The organism is Sphingomonas sp. GW821-FHT02B09, from assembly GCF_059421875.1.
Map to the genome: position 1 here is coordinate 1,251,585 of NZ_JBWKVV010000002.1, position 18,847 is coordinate 1,270,431.

Consider the following 18,847-nt stretch of genomic DNA (forward strand, 5'->3'; position numbering starts at 1 on the left):
GCTAGGCAGCGGCCATGGCATTGATCGCACTCCTGCCGGGCGACGGCATCGGCCCCGAAGTCATCACCCAGGCGCGCCGCGTGCTCGACGCACTCGATCTCGACCTGACCTATGAGGAGGCGCCGGTCGGCGGCGTCGCCTATCACAGCGTCGGCCATCCGCTGCCCGAGGCGACGCTCGACGTCGCGCGGCGTGCGGATGCACTGCTGTTCGGGGCGGTCGGCGATCCGACCTGCGATTCGCTCGAACGCGCGCTGCGCCCCGAACAGGCGATCCTCGGGCTGCGCAAGCATCTGTCGCTCTTCTCGAACCTGCGCCCGGCGACGCTGTTCGAGGGGCTGGAGGACGCCTCGGCGCTGAAGCCCGACGTCGCGCGCCAGATCGACCTCGTCATCGTCCGCGAACTCAACGGCGACGTCTATTTCGGCGAGAAGGGGCGTCGCACCACCGCCGCGGGTCATCGCGAAGGCTATGACATCATGAGCTACGACGAAACCGAGGTGCGGCGCATCGCCCGCGTCGGGTTCGAGACGGCGCGCAAGCGGCGCGGCCAGCTCTGCTCGGTCGACAAGGCCAACGTGCTCGAAACCTCGCAATTGTGGCGCGACGTGGTGATCGAGGTGTCGGCGGATTATCCCGACGTGACGCTGACCCATATGTACGTCGACAATGCCGCGATGCAGCTCGTGCGCAATCCCGGCCAGTTCGACGTGATCGTCACCGGCAATCTGTTCGGCGACATCCTGTCGGATCAGGCGTCGATGTGCGCCGGCTCGATCGGCATGCTGCCCTCGGCGAGCCTCGATGATGCGGGCAAGGGGCTGTACGAGCCGATCCACGGCTCGGCCCCCGATATCGCCGGACAGGGCAAGGCCAACCCTTGCGCCGCGATCCTGTCGGCGGCGATGATGCTGCGCCATTCTCTCGGGAACGGCGCGGCGGCGGACCGGATCGAGGCGGCGGTGGCGCAGGCGATCCGCGACGGCGCGCGCACCGCCGATCTCGGCGGGACGATGAGCACGGCCGCAATGGGGGACGCCGTCCTCGCCGTCCTGTGAGCGCGCTGCTCGAGATCGCGGTCGTCATCCCGACGTTCAACGAACGCGCCAATGTGCCGACGCTGATCGCCAGGCTCGATCAGGCGCTGGCCGGGCGGCGCTGGGAAGCGATCTTCGTCGACGACGACAGTCCCGACGGCACCGCCGAGGCGGCGCGCGAGCTGGGGCGGGTCGATACGCGGGTGCGGGTGATCCATCGCATCGGCCGGCGCGGACTGTCGTCCGCCTGTATCGAGGGGATGTGCGCGACCGCCGCGCCGGTGGTCGCGGTGATCGACGGCGATCTGCAGCATGACGAGACGTTGCTGCCCAAGATGCTCAACCTGTTGCAGGCTGATGCCGATCTCGACGTGGTGGTCGGCTCGCGCTTCGTCGACGGCGGGGGGACCGGCGACTGGGACCGCGACCGCGTCGCCAAATCGGCGTTCGCGACGCGGCTGTCGCGCCGGGTGCTCAAGGGCGACCTCAGCGATCCGATGAGCGGCTTCTTCGCGATCCGCACCGCTCATGCGCGGCGGCTCGCCCCCGAATTGTCGGCGATCGGCTTCAAGATCCTGCTCGATTTGATGACCGCCAGCGCCGAACCGCTGCGCTTCGCCGAACTGCCCTATACCTTCCGGGTGCGGACGGAGGGCGAGTCGAAACTCGATCACGTCGTCGCGATGGAATATCTAATCGCGCTCTACGACCGCATGTTCGGGCGGTTCGTGCCGGTGCGCTTTGCGATGTTCTCGTGCATCGGCGTGCTCGGCGTCGGCGTGCATATGGGCGTGCTCGGCGTCGCGATGCTGTTCGGCGCGGCCTTCCTCGGCGCGCAGATCCTCGGCGCGCTGGCGGCGATGACGTTCAATTTCGCGCTCAACAACGCGCTGACCTATCGCGACCGGCGGCTGAAGGGCGTGCGGCAATGGCTCGACGGCTGGGTGTCGTTCTGCGTCGTCTGTTCGGTCGGGCTGGTCGCGAACGTCGGCATCGCCGCCTTCGTCCACGACGTCCACAACGAGGGCGCGGCGGCGTCCGCGCTGCTCGGGATATTGGTGGGCGCGGTGTGGAATTACGCGCTGTCGTCGAAATTCGTATGGGGTCGGTACTGACGCGACGGTATCTCCCTCCCGAATTTCGATGTCAGACCCAGCTCTTCAGCCACATCCAGCCATGGAACGACCCCGGCCCGCGCAGCGCCGCGGCGGACAGGATCGGGTGGAAGTGGATGAACAGCACCGCGCTCGCGGCGAGGAACGCCTCGTCCCAATAGCGCAGGCGCACCCGCCAGTGATCGAAGGCCGCGGCGATCGCCATCGCCAGCCAGATGCTCGACAGACAGTAATAATAATAGAAGCCCAACGACTTGGGGATGAGCGCCCACATCGCGATGCTGGCGATCCACAGCAAGGCGACGCCGCCGGTCCGCGCGTCGCCGTCGCGCACCCATGCCGCGATCCCGGCGACCACCGCGACCAGCCCGCCCCACATCACCACCGGATTGCCGAGCATCAGGATGCCGCGCTGCGCGCCGTCCGCCGGCTCGTAGAAATACCAGACCGGCCGCCAGTCGAACGGCCACGTCCACCAACTCGACTGATAGGTATGCGGCGGCAGCACCTGCGTCTGCTGGCGGTACATGTCGAGCTGGAAGGGAAGCAGTCGCGCGAACGTCAACGGCTGGTCGGCGTAGAAGAAGGCGGGCCAGAATGTCGCGAAATAGGCGAGCATCGCCACCCCGCCGAGCAGCGGCAACGCGACCAGCGGATGGAGACCGGGCCAGAGGTCCGGCCGCCGCCGGCGCGCGACCAGATAGGTCGCGCCGGCAAAGCCTAGATACGGCAGCGCGGTCCATTTCGTCCCCACCGCCAGCCCGAGCAGCAGCGCGCCGAGCAGCCACCGCCACCACACCGCCGCGCCCCGCGCGCGCATCGCCCATAACAGCGCGGCCAGTCCGGTGACGACGAACGCCGCCATGAACCCGTCGAGCATCGCGATCCGCGCCTGCACGAAGACGGTGAAGTTGAGCAGCGTCAGCGCCGCGCCGAGGCTCGCGGTGCGCACCCGCCCGAACACCAGCCAGAGGATCGCGAACACCCCCGTCACCACCGCGCTCGCCGCGACGGTCGACAGCGCGCGCCAGCCGAGCGGGCCGTCGCCGAAGATCGTCATCCCCAGCGCGATCAGCGTCTTGCCGAGCAAGGGATGCTCGATGTTCACCGGCCCGACCAGTCCGCGCAGCATCCGCGCCGCGGGGACGTAATGGACCTCGTCGAAGACGAGCACGTGCGGCGTGGTCAGCCGCCAGCAGAACAGCAACTGCGCGACGAGGCCGATGGCGAGCGCGGCGGGCAGGGGGCGGGAGAAGAGGCGCACGTCGGTCTTGTCCTCGTGGAGGGGCGGCTTGGCAAGATCAACTCTCCGGACTCGGGAGGAGCAGGAAGCCCGCAACGCTTGCACCGCCCGCACCCGTCCGGCTAAGCGCATCGCATGAAGCGCAAGGCAGGACAGGACCGCTCGATCACCGCCAACTGGCGTCCGGCGACGCTCGCCATCCGTGGCGGCACCGCGCGCAGCGAATATGGCGAGACCAGCGAGGCGCTGTTCCTCACCTCGGGCTATACCTACGACAAGGCGGCCGATGCCGCGGCGCGCTTCGCCGGCGAGCAGGAGGGGATGACCTATTCCCGCCTCCAGAACCCGACCGTCGAGATGCTCGAACAGCGGATCGCGCTGCTCGAAGGTGCCGAGGCGTGCCGGACGATGGCGACCGGCATGGCGGCGATGACCGCGGCGCTGCTCTGCCAGTTGCAGGCCGGCGACCATCTCGTCGGCGGTCGCGCCGCTTTCGGCTCGTGCCGATGGCTGACCGACACGTTGCTGCCGAAATTCGGCATCGCGACGACGGTGGTCGATGCGCGCGACCCGCAGGCGTTCCTCGACGCGGTGCGGCCCGAGACGAAGGTCTTCTTCTTCGAAACGCCCGCCAATCCGACGATGGACGTCGTCGATCTGCGCGCCGTCTGCGGCATCGCGCGCGAGCGCGGCATCGTCAGCGTCGTCGACAATGCCTTCGCCACCCCGGCGCTCCAGCGGCCGATGGACTTCGGCGCCGACGTCACCGCCTATTCGGCGACCAAGATGATGGACGGGCAGGGCCGCGTGCTCGCCGGCGCGGTGTGCGGCAGCAAGGACTTCATCGACAACACCCTGCTGCCCTTCACCCGCAACACCGGCCCGACGCTGTCGCCGTTCAACGCCTGGGTGGTGCTCAAGGGGCTGGAGACGCTCGATCTGCGCATCCAGCGCCAGTCGCAGAGCGCGATTACCGTCGGCCGCTTCCTCGAAGGCCGCGTGCCGCGCATCCTCCATCCCGGCCTGCCCAGCCATCCGCAGCACGACCTGGCGATGAGCCAGATGTCGGCGACCGGCCCGATCTTCGCCTTCGAGGTCGCCGATCGCGCACAGGCGCACGGGCTGCTCGACGCGCTGGCGCTGATCGACATTTCGAACAACATCGGCGATTCGCGCTCGCTGATGACGCACCCCGCCTCGACCACGCACGCCGGCGTCGCCGAGGACAAGCGGATCGAGATGGGGATCAACGAGGGCATGCTGCGCCTCAACGTCGGGCTGGAAGATCCGCAGGACCTGATCGACGATCTCGACCAGGCGCTGCGGCAGGTCGGTCTGTGAAGGAATTCTTCCCGCATGCCGCGACCACCGACGGGGTGACGGTACGCGTGGCGGTAAGCTATCTGCCCGAACAGTCCGAGCCGCGGCGTGGCCGCTGGTTCTGGGCCTATCATATCCGCATCGAGAATGAATCGGCGCGCGCGGTGCAGTTGCTGACCCGTCATTGGGTGATCATCGACGGACGTGGTGCCCGCCATTCGGTGGAGGGCGAGGGTGTCGTCGGCGAGCAGCCGCTGATCGCGCCCGGCGCGAGCTTCGACTATGTCTCGGGCTGCCCGTTGCAGACGCCGAGCGGGGTGATGCAGGGCAGCTATAGGATGATCGACGAGGACGGTGCCTGCTTCGACGCGGCGATCCCCAAATTCGCGCTGCTCGCGTCGGCGGTCGAATCGTGAAGCGGACACATCTGCCGCTCAACGGGCTGCGTGTGCTCGACGCCGCGGCGCGCCACCTGAGCTTCACCCGCGCCGCCGACGAGCTGGCGGTGACTCCCGCCGCGGTCGGCCAGCAGATCCGCGCGCTGGAGGATACGCTGGGCGTCGTGCTGTTCCGCCGCACCACGCGGGGGTTGGAGCTGACGCCCGAGGCGGACGCCGGACTGGGTGCGCTGCGCGACGGCTTCCTCCAGTTCGAGGAGGCGGTCCGCGCGATGCAGGCCGGTCAATCGTCCAAATCGCTGACCATCGCCGCACCGCGCGACCTGACCGAGAAATGGCTGATGCCGCGGCTCGCCGAGGTCGCGCAGCGCGACGGCGAGTTGCGCTTCGTGCTAATCGCGGCGGACGATGCGGTCGATTTCACCGAAGCGAACCTCGACTTGGCTATCCGCTGGGGCGAAGGGCCGGGCGAGCATGAGGGCGAGGCGCTCGAGTCGGAGGGCATGGTGACGATCGCCGCGCCCGGCGCGGCGGAGACGCTGATCGCCTGGCCGGGCTGCCCCGGTGGCGACGGCCATGCGCTGGTCCGCGTCGCCGATGCGGGTCTTGCGATCGATGCGGCGGTGGCGGGGCTCGGCCGTGCGACGGTGTCCGAACTGCTCGCCGCGCGCGACATCGCCAACGGCAAGGTCGCGGTCGTCGGCGATCCGCAGCCGTCGCGCTGCGGTTATTGGCTGGTCGCGCCGCTGCCGCAATGGCGGCAGGCGAAGGTCCGGGCGCTGGTAGACGCGCTGACCGGGTGAGCGATACGCCGACGCTGACGACGGCGCGGCTGACGTTGCGGCCGTTGGCGCTGGACGACGCCGAGGCACTGTTTCCCGCCATGGCGGACCCCGAGGTGATGCATTGGTGGTCGCGCGGACCGTTCGCGTCGGTCGAGGAATTGCGCTCCTATTTCGCGGACATGCGACTAGGGCAGCGCGCCTGGGCGGCGGTGCGGGCGGGCGAGGCGGCGGCGATCGGCTTCGTCTATGTCGGCGAGAGGCGGCCCGGGGTCAGCGAGATCGGCTATCTTTTCGCACGGGCGACGTGGGGGAGCGGCGTGGCGCGCGAAGCGGTGAGCGCGGTGATCGCGCAGCTGTTCGGCGAAGGCACGCGGCGCCTCTTCGCCGATATCGATCCCGACGCGGTCGCCTCCGCACGGCTGCTGGAGCGGATCGGCTTCACGTGCGAGGGACGGCTGCGCGCCGAATGGCAGACGCATATCGGGGTGCGCGATACGTTGATCTACGCGATGTTGCGCAGCGAGTGGCTGGCGCGCGACGCCGCCATGTCAGGACGCCAATAGCCCCAGCGCCCGCGTGACCAGCGCCATCAGCCGGGGCTCGTCGACCGCGCCGTCGGCGCTGTGCCAGCTCGCGCAGATCGCATACCAGCGGCCGGTCCTCGTCTGCGCCAGCAGGTTGAGCGCGATGACGCCGGGTTCTGAGCCGCCCTTGAAGCCGACATAGGCGAAGCGCGCCGCGGTCGCGGGATCCACGCCGTGGTTGATCGACAGGATGTCGCGCACCATCGGGCCGGCATCGCGGAGATCGGCGAGCAGGCGTGCCATGTCGCGCGGGGCGGCGAACCATTCGACGGTCTCGCTGGCTAGCGGACCCGAGGAGAACATCAGCGGGTCGAGACGGGCGGCGTCGAGCCGCGTCGCTTCGGTCGCCAGCAGCGCGCGCCGACCCGTGGCGTCCGCCGCGGTCCAAGCGGCGGTGAGTGCGGGGTCGGCCTTGATCGCGAAGGCTTCGCGGGTGGTCAGGACCGGGCCGGTGGCGCCGTATCGCGCCGCCATCGCATCCACCTCGCGGCGGCCGAGCAGGCGGACCAGCGTGTCGGTGGCGGTGTTGTCGCTGATCGAGATCATCAGCGTCGCCAGCGTCTGGAGCGTTACCGGCGTGGTTCGCGGCCAGTTTTGAAGGATGCCGGAGGGGAGCGACGGCGGCCCGACCGTCACGACGTCGTCCCAGTGGCGCGTCCCCGCCGCGACCTGCCGCGCCGCCTCGGCGAGGACCCAGAGCTTGAACGCCGAGCCGAGCGGGGCGGGGGTGTCGGCGCGGGTTTCGGCGAGCGGCGCGGGTTGCGGGCCGTCGAGCGCGTAGATGCCGACCTGCGCGATGCCGGGCAAGGCGGCGAGGTCGGCCTGCACCTTGGCGGGCGTGTCGCCGCGCAAGTCGGTGCCGGTGATCAGCAGGCCGGCGATCGCATGCGGCGCGGCGGGATCGAGCGACAGGCGCAGCGTCGCGGTGCCGCGGTCATAGTCGATCACCGCCGTCGCCGCCCAGCGACCGGCGGGATCGAGGCGGGCGACGCGGCGCGGCTCGCCGAGCGTGGCGCGCAATTGCGCGGCGAGGGCTGTCCATTGCGCGGACGGTACCGCCTGGCGGAAGGCGGCGGTGAAGAGGGCGTCGTAGCCGGGGCGGCCGGCGAGCACCGGGATCAGCGCGGTGGCGCGGGTGTGGACGGCGGGGTCCGCCACGGGGGCAGCCGCGGCGGCGGGGGGCGTCTGCGCCGATGCCGCGAGCGGCGTCAGCGCGATCAGCGCCGTCGCCGCCAGCGCGATCAGTTCTTGAGCTTCCAGCCTCGCTTGAGCAGCTGATAGCATAAGACCCCCAGTGCGATGTCCACCGCGAGGATCGCGATGCTGCCGACCATGATGGGCGAATCGGCGGTGCCGAGGAAGCCGTATCGGAAGCCGGAGATGATGTAGAAGAAGGGATTGGCGTGGCTGAACGCGCGGAAGGCGGGGGCGAGCCGGTCGACCGAGTAGAAGGTACCCGACAGCAGCGACAGCGGCGCGATGACGAAATTGGTCACCGCGGCGGCATGGTCGAACTTTTCCGCCCAGATCGACGTCAGCACGCCGAGGAACGACAGGAAGGCGGCGCCGAGCAGGCCGAACCACAGGATCGCCAGCGGGTGGGTCGGCGTGACGTGGACGCCGGGGTAGAGCGCCATTGCGCACCAGCAGATGAAGCCGACGATGAACGCCCGCGTCATCGCGCCCCCGACCAGCGCGGCGAGCAATTCCCACGTCGATAGAGGCGGTTGCAGGTAATCGACGATCGTCCCCTGGATCTTGCCGACGAGCAGCGAGAAGCTGGCGTTGGCGAAGGCGGGGCCCATCATCCCCTGGCTGATGATGAGGCCGGGGGCGATGAAATCGGCGAAGGGAACGGTGATGCCGCCGACCACGACCGGGCTTTTCGCGCCGGTGGCGATGGTGAAGACGATCAGGAACAGCAACGTGGTGATCGATGGCGCCCACACTGTCTGGAGGTGGACCTTGAAGAACCGGCGCACCTCCTTCACATAGAGGGTCTTCAGGCCGCCCCAGTTCACGTTCCGGATGACCGGAACGCCGGGTGCGGACCGGATTGCCGATTGGATCTCGCCGATTGGGGGCTGGCTGCTCATGGCCGAAGCGGGTAACCGCAGCCGCAGCCGCCCGCAACCCGGCGCAAGTGTAAGGAACGTGATAATGTCCTGGACCGACGAGCGGATCGACACGCTCAAGACGATGTGGGAGGCGGGGCAGACCGCCAGCCAGATCGCCGAGGCGCTGGGCGGCGTCAGTCGCAACGCGGTGATCGGCAAGGCCCACCGCCTGGGCCTCCAGTCGCGCCCGTCGCCGGTGAAGCCGAACGAGCCGGTCGCCGCGGCGCCGGTGCCCGACGTGCCGCTGCCCGAGGCCGAGCCCGAACCCGCGCCGCCACCGGTGGTCGCGGCGCCCCCGGCCCCCCCGCGTCCGGCGCCGGAGCCGGTCGTCGTCGCGGCCGATGCCGACGAGGACGAGGATGACGCCGTCGAGGACGATGCGGACGAGGAGGAGGACGAAGAGGTCGTCGCCGCCCCCAAGCGCGAGCCGCAGCCGATCCTGCGCTCGGTCGGTCCCGGCGGGTTCGTCCGCCAGTCGCCCGGCGAGCAGCAGCCGCCCTCCACTCCAGCGCCGCCGCGCCGGCTGGTGCCCGCCAAGCCGTCGCCCGAGATCGCCGGCAAGACGACGCTGCTCGACCTCAACGACCGGATCTGCAAATGGCCGCTCGGCCATCCCGGCGAACCGGACTTCCACTTCTGCGGCGACAAGGTGAACCCCGGTTTCCCGTATTGCGTCGCGCATTGCGGCCACGCCTATCAGGCGCAGCTGCCGCGCCGCGACCGGCGTCCGCCGCCGCCGCTGCCGTTCGGTGGCCCGCGCGTGCGCTGAGCCATCGCGATTTGGGTGTGAAGGAGGCCGCTTCCCGCGAGGGGGCGGCCTTTTTCTTTGCTGGTGATGGCGTGGGCTTGAATCGCCGGGGGCAATCCAGCCCGGCACTTCCTGACGGGGAGGACCTCACTCCGGCCGCTGGATGTCGATCCCGCCGAGAAAGGCCGTCGTCCCTTTCTCGTGTTCCCGCGAAGGCGGGAACCCAGGGCCAAGCGAAACAACATCTTGTAGCGTGCGTGACTCCTGGGCTCCCGCCTGCGCGGGAGTACTGGGAGAGGTTTGCGGCGGTGCCGCGAAGCCTGGGGTCCGGTTAGGATGAAGCGTCGTAAGTTATTCCAAAGCTTCACTCAACTGGGCCCCGGCCTACGCCGGGGTACTCGCTTGGGGTGTCGGGGACCGACCTTCGCATAGGGCTTGCGGGAGGCCGAGGGACCACGTCCATGTTGGACGACATGGACAACATGGACACCTTAACGGAAACGATCGATTTCCATCGTTTCCAAATCTGTCATGATCGTGGTGCGGCGATGAGAAGGAGCGTCGCCACGGGAGATATCACGTGCCCGGCGTGTAGGACAGACGGCGGTCCTCCCGCGTGATGCATGCAGCAAAAAGGGACCGGCTTCCTGCGAAGCCGATCCCTTTCGAACGGGCGTGACGATCGCGCTTAGAAGCGGAAGGCCGCCGTCGCGCGCAGCGAATGCCAGCGGAACTTCTCGTCCGAGCGACGGAAGTCGGTCGTGGTGCCGCCGACGACGAACGGGTTGGTCGCGGGCGCGCTGCCCTGCGCCACGCGGACGCGGGCGTCGTCGTCGTTATACTGGTGGTAGGTGTATTCCATACCGACCGAGAAATGCTCGCCGAGCTTCTGCTCGATGCCGCCGCCGCCGACGATGCCGAACTGCTTGCGCTTGCCCGACTGGGTGAAGGCGTTCGCAGTGTTGGTCGAGGTGAAGCTGCGGTCGATATTGGCATAGCCCGGACCGAAGGTGCCGTAGAACAGCGTCGTGCCGGGCGCATAGCCGACGCGGCCGCGGATGCTCGCTTCCCACTTCACGTCGCGGGTCATCACGTAATTGGCCGGCGTGGTCGAGAAGCCGCTGACGCTGTCGGTGATCTCGGTCTTGCCGAATTCGCCGAGCGCACCGATCACGATGTTGCCGGTCTGCGAATCCATGCCGATACGACCATAATAGGACCAGCCGTCCTTATCGTTGGCGCAGCCGGCGGGCAGCGGCGTCGCGGCGCGGGCGCGACCGTTGCAGAAACCCGGAGTGAAGGCGTTGCCGCCGTTCGCGATCACCGTGTCGCCGAAGCTGCCGTTCGAGCCGCGGTCAAACAGGATCGTCGAACCGGTGTCGTTGGGCTGGACGTCATAGCCGCCGGCGGCGCCGACATAGATGCCCGAGAACGGCGCCGGATCGCCGGCGTCCTGCGCCTGGGCGGCGGTGGCGAAGGTGACGGCGGCGAGGGCGCCGAGCAGCAGGGTGGTACGCATAGTCTCTCCCGGAGTGTTTGCAGCAGCTCAGGAACGTGCGGGATGCCGTTGATATGCATCAGCATTTTGATTCACTTAAAGTGTGGCTTTCATGCATCAGCATAGACATATTCGAGCAACATGGGGCGGCTGAATCGCCATTGCCCGGCGCTGGTATCGGCGGCGATGTTCCCTTATGGTTCCCGGTAATGGCCAAAGACCTTTTTGCGTCCGCCGCGGCGCCCGAGAGCAATTACGACGCATCTTCGATCGAGGTGCTGGAGGGGCTCGAACCCGTCCGCCGTCGCCCCGGCATGTACGTCGGCGGCACCGACGAGCGTGCGCTGCACCATCTCGCCGCCGAAGTGCTCGACAATGCGATGGACGAGGCGGTCGCCGGCCATGCGACGCGGATCGAGGTGACGCTGGAGCCGGGCAACCGCCTGACGATCACCGACAATGGCCGCGGCATTCCGGTCGACCCGCACCCCAAGTTTCCCGACAAGAGCGCGCTCGAGGTGATCCTGTCGACGCTGCACTCGGGCGGCAAGTTCGCCGGCAAGGCCTATGCGACCAGCGGCGGCCTGCACGGCGTCGGCGTATCGGTGGTCAATGCGCTGTCGTCGGACACGCTGGTCGAGGTGGCGCGCGAGCGGCAGCTCTATCGCCAGCGGTTCAGCCGCGGCGTGACGCAGGGGCCGCTGGAGCATGTCGGCGCGGCGCCCAACCGGCGCGGCACCTCGGTTGCCTTCACGCCGGATACCGAGATCTTCGGGCCGGAGCTCGCGTTCAAGCCCAAGCGGCTCTACCAGCTCGCGCGGTCGAAGGCCTATCTGTTCGCCGGGGTCGAGATCCGCTGGCATTGCGCGCCCGAGCTGGTCGAGGGGACCGACACCCCGGCCGAGGCGGTGTTCCAATTCCCCGGCGGCCTCGCCGACCACCTCAAGGAACAGGTCGGCGGGCGCGAGTGCGCGACGTCGGACTTCTTCGCGGGCAATCAGGATTTCCCCGGCGCACAGGGCCGCGTCGAATGGGCGGTCGCCTGGCCGTTGTGGAGCGACGGCAGCTACAGCTGGTATTGCAACACGATCCCGACCCCCGACGGCGGCACGCACGAACAGGGGCTGCGGCAGGCGCTGGTCCGCGGCCTGCGCGCGTTCGGCGAGCTGATCCACCAGAAGAAGGCCAAGGAGATCACCGCCGACGACGTGATGGTTGGCAGCGAGCTGATGCTCAGCGTCTTCATCCGCGATCCGCAATTCCAGAGCCAGACCAAGGACCGCCTCACCAGCCCGGAGGCGGCGGGGCTGGTCGAAAAGGCGGTGCGCGACCATTTCGACCATTGGCTCGGCCACAATATGGACCGTGGCAAGGCGCTGCTCGGCTATGTGCTCGAGCGGATGGACGAGCGGCTGCGCCGCAAGCAGGAGCGCGAGGTCAAGCGCAAGACCGCGACCAGCGCGCGCAAGCTGCGCCTGCCCGGCAAGCTGACCGACTGCGCCAACGACGGCAACGAGGGTACCGAGCTGTTCATCGTCGAGGGCGATTCGGCGGGCGGCTCGGCGAAACAGGCACGCGACCGCAAGACGCAGGCGATCCTGCCAATCCGCGGCAAGATCCTCAACGTCGCCAGTGCGACGAGCGCCAAGATCGTCGCCAATCAAGAGATCGCCGATCTGATCCAGGCATTGGGCTGCGGCACGCGCAAGGAGTGCGACGCGAGCCAGCTGCGCTACGAGCGCGTCGTCATCATGACCGACGCCGACGTCGACGGTGCGCATATCGCGACGTTGCTGATGACCTTCTTCTTCCAGGAGATGCCCGATCTGGTGCGGCGCGGGCATCTGTATCTGGCGCAGCCGCCGCTCTATCGGCTGACGGTCGGCGCCAAGTCGCTGTACGCGCGCGACGACGCGCATCGCGCCGAGCTGGAGAAGACCGCGTTCAAGGGCAAGAAGGTCGAGGTGGCGCGGTTCAAGGGGCTCGGCGAGATGAATCCGGGGCAGCTTCGCGAGACGACGATGGACCCCAAGACGCGCGGCATGATCCGCATCACCCTGCCGCAGGAATATGAGGAGCGGGCGGGGGTGAAGGATCTGGTCGACCGGCTGATGGGCAACAATCCGGCGCACCGCTTCGCCTTCATCCAGGAGAATGCCGCGCGGCTGGACGAGGAGGCGATCGACGCCTGACCAACCGTGTACCCCGGCGGAGGCCGGGGTCCAGTTGGGTGAAGGTTCGGAATGACTTGCAACAGCCTTCCCAACTGGGCCCCGGCCTTCGCCGGGGTACGTCAGATGTTTCGTATAAGCCTCGATCCGTTCCGGGGGGCATCAGATCGTAAGGAAACGGCGTCATCGCAAGCCGTTCTTCTTGCCGTCAGCGCTGGGCGGCGCCATCCCGGGTTTCGCATTCCGCTTTGTGGAGCAGGTGGATCGTCTCGTCCTCTTCGCACACGACGAAGCCGATGTCCTCGAGCGCGAGCTTGAGGTGGATGCGCGTGAGGTGATCCCCCTCCTCGAAGGCGAAGACAGAGTCGGCAGGATCGATCATCCGCGTCCAACTCCACCCATTTGTCGCCGTTCCACCCATTAACCACTTAAATAGGTTAAATAAGACGAACGGTTAACCTCAATGTGGCGGCCATTGCGGCGGCGGCGAGGGCATATCGCGCGCCTGGAGCCGGCCATGCGAAAAGCCGGCGTGCCAGGCGGCGAGGATCAGCACCGAGCTGTGATCGAAGGGGCAATCGCGTGCGCTGCCGTCGACGCCGGACAGGCGGCCGTCCTCGAAGGCGGTCTGCAGGTCGGCGAGATGGCTGGGGGCGGGGGGCTGGGTCATGCCGTCCGATCCGCCTAGCGCCGCACCGGGCCAGGGCGGAAGGTGCGCGGATCGGCGGCGGCCTCGGCCCCGTCGGGCGTGTCGAACAGATGTTCGAGCATCGCCGCCATCGCGGTATAGCCCTTGCCGGTCAGCCGGACGCGGACGCGGCGATGATCGGTCGGGTCGGGGTGGCGCGACAGCAGTTCGGCCTCCTGCAACCGGTCGATGCGGCGCATCGCGCTGGTCGTGCTCTCGCCGGACATCAGCGTCAGGTCCTTGACGTACAGGCGCTCGCCGGTGCCGGCGGCGACGAACAGGTCGATCATCATGTCCCAGGCGGGATCAACGAGCAGGTCGCGCGGCAGGAAGTGGCTCATCCGCGCCCGCAGCTGACGGGCCTGACGTGCGCGGGCGAGCAGCACGGGCGAGAAGGTCGCGGTGGCGTCACCGCCGTCGAGCGGGGTGGCGCCGGCGAGGGCGGCATGGTCGAGAGGCGGGCTCATCGTTCGCGCAGCGCCTCCTGCGCACGGTTGAGGGGTTTGAGCAGATATTGCAGCACGGTCTTGCTGCCGGTGTGGATGTCGACGGTGGCGACCATGCCGGGGGTGATCGGAAAGCGGCGACCCGCCTTGTTGGTCAGCGAATCCGATTTGGTGCGGACGAAGACGCGATAATAAAGCACGTCGGGCTTCACCTCGTCGCGGATCGTGTCGGGCGAGATGGTGGTGACGACGCCGTCGAGGCCGCCGTAGATCGAATAGTCATAGGCCGTGACCTTGACCTTGGCGGCCTGGCCGGGACGGATGAAGGCGATGTCGCGCGGCTGGATGCGCGCCTCGATCAGCAGGCGTTCGTCGAGCGGCACGATCTCCATGACCTTGCCGTTGGGCGGGATGACGCCGCCGATCGTCGACACCTCGATGTTCTTGACCACGCCGCGCACGGGCGAGCGCAGCGTGAGGCGACTCAGCGTGTCGGAGCGGCCGCGGACGACGGGGCCGAGCGAGTCGACCTGCTCCATGACCTTGGCGAGGTCCTGCCGCGCCTCGACCATATATTGCGAGCGCAGGTCGGCCTTCTTGAGTTCGAGCTCGGCGCGCTGGCGTTGCAGGCGCAGCACCTCGACGTTGCTCGCCGCGCCGACGGTGATCAGCGACTGGCCGATCGACACTTCGCGGCCGATCAGCGCGAGGCTCTGGTCGATCAACTGAATCGAGGATTGCAGGCTGCGGCGGCGGGTCTCGTAGAGGCTGGTTTCCGCCGCCTTGAGCTCGGGAAAGCGGTCGAGCTCCGGGGAGAAGCGCAGCGGCGTGCCGTTGGCCTCGGCCTGCAGCCGGCCGGCGCTGGCGAGCGCGGCGCGGTATTTGGCGGCGCTTTCCTCGACGGTGGAGCCCGCCTGCGTCGGGTCGAGCTGCGCGAGCAACTGGCCGGGTTTGACGATATCGTCCTGATGGACGAGCAATTTGGCGAGGATGCCGCCCTCGAGCGATTGCAGCACCTGTTCGCGGCTGGTCGGCACGACGCGCGCCTCGCCGGTCGCGACCTCGTCGAGGCTGGCGAACCAGGCCCAGCCGAGCGCGGCGACGAACAGGGCGGCGAGCAGCCAGATCAGGCGGGTGGCGGTGAGGCGCGCAGCCTCGCCGTCGCCGCCGAACAGATGGTCGTCGTCGGCGGTGATGCTGGTCATGCCGCTGCACTCCTTGTGCCACGCATCGTGGCGAGGATCTGGTCGCGCGGGCCGTCGAGAATGACGCCGCCCTGGTCGATGATGATGATGCGGTCGACGATATCGAGCATCCGCATCCGGTGGGTGGCGACGACGAGCGTCCGGTCGCGACCCCATTCGCCGAGTCGCTGGATGAAGTGGCGTTCGGTGGCCTCGTCCATCGCCGCGGTGGGCTCGTCGAGCAGCGCGACCATCGGCTGGCGGAGCAGCAGCCGGGCGAGGAGCAGCGCCTGCACCTGCCCGCCGGACAGGCCACGCCCGCCCTCCTGCACGACATGGCCGAGGCCGTCGCGCATCCGGCGGAGCATCGCGTCGGCCCCGACCATGGCGAGCACCGCCATGATCTCGGTATCGGACGCCGACGGCGCGCCGAGGGTCAGGTTCTCGCGCAGCGTGCCGTGGAACAGCCGGCTCGACTGGGTGAGCAGCCCGACGTCGCGGCGGACGTCGGCGGGATCGATCTGGTGCAGCGCGAGACCGTCGAGCAGCACCTCGCCCGAGACGGGTTGCAGCATGCCCGACAGGCCCTGGAGCAGGGTCGACTTGCCGGCGCCGTTGCGGCCAAGCAGCGCGATCCGTTCGCCCGCGGCGATCTCCAGCCCGCCAACGGTCAGCGCGGGCGGCGCGTTGGGATCGGCGTAGGTGAACACCGCCGAGCGCAGGGTGAAGGCGCCGGTGACTGCGGGCAGCGGGATGCGGTGGTCGGCGTCGGCGCTGTCGACCGGCAGGGCCATGATCTGGTTGAGGCTGCCCATCGCGACCTTGGCGTGCTGCCAGCGGCCGAGCAATTGCGTGACCTGCGCCATCGGCGCCATCATCCGCGAGCCGAGGATCGAGGTGGCGACGAGCACGCCGGTGGTGATGCTGCCCGAGATGACGAGCGGCGCGCCGACGAAGATGATCGCGGCATAGACGCCGTTCTGCACGCTCTGCGTCCATACCGATAGGCCGTTGGTGAGGCCGCGCAGGCGCAATTGCGCCTCGCCGGCGACGGCATTGTAGTGGTTCCACTGCTGGTGGAAGCGGTCCTCCGCCTGGAGCGCCTTGATGTCCTCGATGCCCTGCACCGCCTCGACCAGCATCGCGTTGCGCAGCGAGGATTCGCGCATCGATTCGGTCGCCAGCATGCGCAGCCGGCGCTGGGCGAGCAGGCCGGGGAGCAGGAGCAGGACGAGCGCGACGACCGGCACCAGCGCGAGCAGGCCGCCGATGTACCAGAGCAGGCCGAGGAACATCAGAAAGAAAGGAAGGTCGGCGACGGTGGCGATCGTCGTCGAGGTCAGCATGTCGCGGACCTGGTCAAGGTCGCGGAGCTGGGCGATGAAGGTGCCGGTCGAGGCCGGGCGCGACTGGTTGCGGACGCGCAGCGCGTGGCCGAAGACCCGGTCGGAGATGCGCAGATCGGCGCGCTTGCCGAGCACGTCGACGATGTTGGTGCGCAGCCGCCGCAAGGCGAAATCGAACGCGATCGAGACGAGCACGCCGACGAACAGGATGGTCAGCGTCGGGATCGACGCCGCGGGCACGACGCGGTCGTAGACCTGCATCGAGAACAGCACGCCGGCGAGGCCGAGCAGGTTGGTGACGACCGAAGCGACCATGACATGGCCGTAGGCGGGGGCGTCGCGCATCAGGATCTGGCGCAGCCAGTGATCCTCGAACGGGCGGATATAGGTGTCGACGCGCGCGTCGGGCGAGGAGCGCGACGGTCGTGGCACGACGAAGCCGGTGGCGGCGGCGCGCAGCTCGGCCAGCGACAGGCGGGTCTGGCCGCCGCGGTCGCCGGGCAGCACCAGCCGCGCCTGATCGTCGCCGTCGATGCCGTCGATCAGGGCGATCTCGCCATCGGCGAGGCGGACGATCATCGGCAGGCGCCAGCCGCTGAGCTTGACCTCCTGCGGCGTCGAGAAGCGGACGGTGAGACCGGTGGCGCGGGCGAGCGCGAGGATGCGCGCGTCCTCGTCGCCGCCGAGATCCCATTGCGCGGCAAGGCGCGCACGCTGTTCGGAGACAGGCAGGCGATAGTGGCGGGCGACGCGGGCGAGCAGTTCGAGCCAGCCGTCGACGGCGACGGGCGCCGCCGGAGCGATCGCGGCGGTCACAGCGTCACCCCACGCACCGAGGTGCCCGAGAGGCCGAAGGCGTCGCGCATCCGGCCCGAGACGTAGAGGCAGTCGATCTGCAGGCGGCGCAGGTTCTGGGTGGTGTTGACCGCGTCGAAGCGCACCTGTTGCAGCTCCTGTTCGGCGTTGAGCAGATCGACCAAGGTGCGGGTTCCCATTTCGAGATACTGAATGCGGTAGAGGCGGCCGGTCTCGCGCATATTGTCCTCGCGCGAGGCCAGCGTGGTGGCGAGGCGGGAGAGGCTGTCGATCTGCTGCTGCGCCTCGGCGAGCTGCTGGCTGCTCTCGTTGCGGACGCGCCGCGCGCTCGCCTCGGCGGCGTCGAGGCGATAGGCGGCGCTGCGCACCCGCGCCTTGGTGAGGCCGCCGGCGAAGATGTTGCTCGTGACGCGCAGGCCGAAATTGTAGATGCTGCGGTCGCCGAACGGCGAATTGACGTCGGTCGAGGCATCGCCGCCGAACGACAGCGTCGGATAGCGGTCGGCGCGGCTGCGGCGCAGGTTGGCGGCGGCGCGCTCGGTCTCGGCATCGGCGGCGGCGACCGCGGGCACGCTCTGCCACGACGGCGCGGGGCCGGCGCAGCCCTGCATCAGCCAGCCGGGTACGTCGGCGGCGACGCCGGCGGGCGCGGGATGGCCGAGCAGGAAGGCGAGGTTGCTGGTCCAGCGCCGCTCCTCCGCCTCGACCTGGGTGAGGCTGGCCTCGGCCGCCTCGACGCGGGCCTGCGCCTGCAAGGCGTCCGACCGGGTAGCGGCGCCCATCGTCGAGCGCTGGCCGACGAGTGCGCTGATCTGGCGGATGCGATCGGCCTGATCGCGGGCGATGGCCCGCTGCGCGGTGGCCCGCTGCAGTTCGATGATCGCATAAGCGGTGTCGCGGACCAATGTGTCGACCGCGAGCAGCATCTCGGCGCGGCTGGCGCGGGTGCCGGCGCGGGCGGCGGCGACGTCGCTCGACACCTTGCCGAAGTCGTAGAGCATCTGCGACGCGCTGAATTGCGGGCGTGGCGACCAGGTGCCCGACACGCGGCTGTCATAGCCGCTGCCGAGCCCGGCGCTGACCGTCGGCAGATAGCCGGCGCGTGCCGCGGCGACCTCCTCGCCGCTGGCGGCAAGCGTGCCGGCGGCCTCGATCACCGAGGGATGCCAGGCGACGGCGTCGCGCGCGGCGCTTTCCAGCGTGACCGGGACGGGCGCATCCGCGGCCATGCCGCTGCCTGCGAGGGCGACGGTCATCACCGCGCCCGTCGCAGCCAATAGTCTGGGTAACCGTCTCGGGAAACGCATCGCAACCGGGTCCTCTCTTGCCGTGCAAAAGAGGCCCGGTTGCT

18 protein-coding genes are annotated in these 18,847 nt (G+C 69.0%); 8 read left to right on the plus strand and 10 right to left on the minus strand.

What is annotated here, in order from left to right:
- The first annotated feature begins 14 nt into the window (after positions 1 to 14).
- Complete coding sequence (leuB, locus tag AC07U4_RS13965; protein ID WP_495195766.1) at positions 15 to 1,058, plus strand: 3-isopropylmalate dehydrogenase; 1,044 nt, start codon at positions 15 to 17, stop codon at positions 1,056 to 1,058.
- On the plus strand, positions 1,055 to 2,152 hold the full coding sequence (locus AC07U4_RS13970; protein ID WP_495179061.1) for a glycosyltransferase family 2 protein: 1,098 nt from the start codon (positions 1,055 to 1,057) through the stop codon (positions 2,150 to 2,152). Before leuB ends, AC07U4_RS13970 begins: the two co-directional genes overlap by 4 nt.
- Before the next feature lie 31 nt (positions 2,153 to 2,183).
- Here AC07U4_RS13970 and AC07U4_RS13975 read toward each other — a convergent pair whose 3' ends face one another.
- Entirely contained in the window at positions 2,184 to 3,416 is a 1,233-nt protein-coding gene (locus tag AC07U4_RS13975) for a phospholipid carrier-dependent glycosyltransferase (protein WP_495195767.1), read from the minus strand.
- 114 nt (positions 3,417 to 3,530) lie between these two features.
- Here AC07U4_RS13975 and AC07U4_RS13980 point away from each other — a divergent pair, with 114 nt between their 5' ends.
- The 4 genes from AC07U4_RS13980 to AC07U4_RS13995 are packed head-to-tail and all read left to right on the plus strand — an operon-like array spanning position 3,531 to position 6,461.
- Entirely contained in the window at positions 3,531 to 4,736 is a 1,206-nt protein-coding gene (locus tag AC07U4_RS13980; protein ID WP_038662526.1) for a trans-sulfuration enzyme family protein, read from the plus strand.
- Positions 4,733 to 5,131, plus strand: coding sequence for a Co2+/Mg2+ efflux facilitator ApaG/CorD (apaG, locus tag AC07U4_RS13985; RefSeq protein WP_038662524.1), 399 nt, complete (start codon positions 4,733 to 4,735; stop codon positions 5,129 to 5,131). Before AC07U4_RS13980 ends, apaG begins: the two co-directional genes overlap by 4 nt.
- A complete protein-coding gene (locus AC07U4_RS13990; protein ID WP_038662521.1) occupies positions 5,128 to 5,916 on the plus strand; it encodes a LysR family transcriptional regulator in 789 nt (262 codons plus the stop codon). The genes apaG and AC07U4_RS13990 overlap by 4 nt, the downstream gene beginning before the upstream one ends.
- Positions 5,913 to 6,461 carry a GNAT family N-acetyltransferase gene (locus AC07U4_RS13995; RefSeq protein WP_495195768.1) on the plus strand — a complete coding sequence of 183 codons (549 nt, stop codon included), beginning with the start codon at positions 5,913 to 5,915 and terminating at the stop codon, positions 6,459 to 6,461. The genes AC07U4_RS13990 and AC07U4_RS13995 overlap by 4 nt, the downstream gene beginning before the upstream one ends.
- Here the strand turns inward: AC07U4_RS13995 and AC07U4_RS14000 are convergent.
- On the minus strand, positions 6,447 to 7,766 hold the full coding sequence (locus AC07U4_RS14000) for a serine hydrolase (RefSeq protein ID WP_495195769.1): 1,320 nt from the start codon (positions 7,764 to 7,766) through the stop codon (positions 6,447 to 6,449). The genes AC07U4_RS13995 and AC07U4_RS14000 overlap by 15 nt on opposite strands.
- Positions 7,724 to 8,578, minus strand: coding sequence for an ABC transporter permease (locus AC07U4_RS14005; RefSeq protein WP_038662513.1), 855 nt, complete (start codon positions 8,576 to 8,578; stop codon positions 7,724 to 7,726). Before AC07U4_RS14005 ends, AC07U4_RS14000 begins: the two co-directional genes overlap by 43 nt.
- Positions 8,579 to 8,642: 64 nt before the next feature.
- On the opposite strand from AC07U4_RS14005, the gene AC07U4_RS14010 reads away from it, so the two are divergent.
- Complete coding sequence (locus AC07U4_RS14010) at positions 8,643 to 9,368, plus strand: GcrA family cell cycle regulator (RefSeq protein WP_495195770.1); 726 nt, start codon at positions 8,643 to 8,645, stop codon at positions 9,366 to 9,368.
- Positions 9,369 to 10,035: 667 nt separating this feature from the next.
- Here AC07U4_RS14010 and AC07U4_RS14015 read toward each other — a convergent pair.
- Entirely contained in the window at positions 10,036 to 10,866 is an 831-nt protein-coding gene (locus AC07U4_RS14015) for an outer membrane beta-barrel protein (protein WP_038662507.1), read from the minus strand.
- 188 nt (positions 10,867 to 11,054) lie between these two features.
- Here AC07U4_RS14015 and parE point away from each other — a divergent pair, with 188 nt between their 5' ends.
- Entirely contained in the window at positions 11,055 to 13,037 is a 1,983-nt protein-coding gene (gene parE / locus AC07U4_RS14020) for a DNA topoisomerase IV subunit B (protein ID WP_038662504.1), read from the plus strand.
- 187 nt (positions 13,038 to 13,224) lie between these two features.
- Here parE and AC07U4_RS14025 read toward each other — a convergent pair whose 3' ends face one another.
- From AC07U4_RS14025 to AC07U4_RS14050, 6 genes are all read right to left on the minus strand, one after another.
- Positions 13,225 to 13,398, minus strand: a complete 174-nt coding sequence (locus AC07U4_RS14025; RefSeq protein WP_156143816.1) for a hypothetical protein — start codon at positions 13,396 to 13,398, stop codon at positions 13,225 to 13,227.
- Between the two features lie 78 nt (positions 13,399 to 13,476).
- Positions 13,477 to 13,686 carry a hypothetical protein gene (locus tag AC07U4_RS14030; RefSeq protein ID WP_495195771.1) on the minus strand — a complete coding sequence of 70 codons (210 nt, stop codon included), beginning with the start codon at positions 13,684 to 13,686 and terminating at the stop codon, positions 13,477 to 13,479.
- 14 nt (positions 13,687 to 13,700) lie between these two features.
- Positions 13,701 to 14,171 carry a winged helix DNA-binding protein gene (locus tag AC07U4_RS14035; protein WP_495195772.1) on the minus strand — a complete coding sequence of 157 codons (471 nt, stop codon included), beginning with the start codon at positions 14,169 to 14,171 and terminating at the stop codon, positions 13,701 to 13,703.
- Complete coding sequence (locus tag AC07U4_RS14040; RefSeq protein WP_495195773.1) at positions 14,168 to 15,355, minus strand: HlyD family type I secretion periplasmic adaptor subunit; 1,188 nt, start codon at positions 15,353 to 15,355, stop codon at positions 14,168 to 14,170. Before AC07U4_RS14040 ends, AC07U4_RS14035 begins: the two co-directional genes overlap by 4 nt.
- Complete coding sequence (locus AC07U4_RS14045; protein ID WP_495195774.1) at positions 15,352 to 17,496, minus strand: type I secretion system permease/ATPase; 2,145 nt, start codon at positions 17,494 to 17,496, stop codon at positions 15,352 to 15,354. The genes AC07U4_RS14040 and AC07U4_RS14045 overlap by 4 nt, the downstream gene beginning before the upstream one ends.
- Positions 17,493 to 18,752, minus strand: a complete 1,260-nt coding sequence (locus AC07U4_RS14050; RefSeq protein ID WP_052075813.1) for a TolC family protein — start codon at positions 18,750 to 18,752, stop codon at positions 17,493 to 17,495. The genes AC07U4_RS14045 and AC07U4_RS14050 overlap by 4 nt, the downstream gene beginning before the upstream one ends.
- Between the last annotated feature and the right edge of the window lie 95 nt (positions 18,753 to 18,847).